We start from the raw sequence: 1,229 nt of genomic DNA on the forward strand, positions 1-1,229 counted from the left end.
GCAGCCCTCGCGCTGCACGCCGCCACGCTTCACCGCGCGGCTGGGGGCCATCCGCTGGTGGTCGTCACAACGAGCGATACGCTGGTGGAGTCGCCAGAGGTGACGGAGCACTACCGCTGTGAGCTGGGCCGCATGCGTGTCTTTGGCAAGAGGCACGGCATCAAAGTCGTCACGCGTGTCGTCCAACCAACAACGGCGGCGACATTCCAGGTAAAGGTGCTGTCAGGCCGGGCGCTTCCGAGCTTCCCCGGCACGCATGGCGACTGCTCCACCGACCTCAAAATACTCCCGCAGCGCGCATTCCGGCGCTCCCTTTTCCGGCAGTTGGCAGAGCAGGGGCGTGCCGAACCGGTGACCTTGCTGGGCACCCGCTACGGGGAGAGCGCGCGACGCAACGTCGCCATGCACCAGCGCCGCGAGTCGGCTGACGCGCCGGCGCGGAATCAGGACGGTGACCTGGTGCTGAGCCCGGTCTGCCGGCAGGATGACGATATCTGGGAGGGAATTGCGCTCTACGGCAGCGGTGCACGTCCGGGCTATTCCGATTTCGAGGACATGCGCCGTATCTACGCGCACGCAGTGGGCACATCGTGCGCGGTGGTGGCCGATGCGATCCTGGCCGGCAGTGGTTCGCGCAGGCAGGGAAAATGCGGTGCGCGGCTTGGCTGCCATGTCTGCCAGATGGCGGAGGACAAGAGCCTGGCCAACATGGTCGAGTACGACGGTCGCTATGCGTATGCGGCCGGCCTGCAGCGGTTGAACCGTTTTATCCGGCACACCCGCTTTGACTGGCACCGCCGGCATTGGGTAGGGCGCACGATTCGGCGCGGCTTCATCAAGATCCAGCCGGACACCTACCACCCGGCCATGGTTCGCGCGCTGGTACGGTACATGTTGCAACTCGACTACGATGAGCAGTGTCGTGCGGAACGAGCGGGCGAGCGGCCGAAGTTTGAGCTCTTGCCGTTGGATCTGCTGATTGCCGTGGACGCGCTCCAGTCCCTCAATGGCCTGGCCCGGCCATTCGCGGCGTGGGCGGACTGGCGGGACATCCGCATGCGGGGCATCCGGTACGAGATTCCGAACTTGCCACTGGTCAGCCAGACAGCGGTGCCAGAGGCGCGCTTCCTGTACGTGGGCGAGGAATGGGACGACACCGCCGCCGCCTCGGAGTGGACCGGCCTGCGCGACCCGTATCTGGAAAGCTTCACCGCGGATTCGGCATGCGG

The 1,229-nt window shown here is 66.1% G+C and carries 1 protein-coding gene; it reads left to right on the forward strand.

Going from position 1 to position 1,229, the window contains the following annotated elements:
• On the forward strand, nucleotides 1-1,229 hold a 1,229-nt coding region (locus K309_RS42760), incomplete at both ends, for an adenine nucleotide alpha hydrolase family protein (RefSeq protein ID WP_029050498.1).

The sequence above is a fragment of the Cupriavidus phytohabitans genome, from assembly GCF_000426345.1.
GTDB lineage: Bacteria > Pseudomonadota > Gammaproteobacteria > Burkholderiales > Burkholderiaceae > Cupriavidus.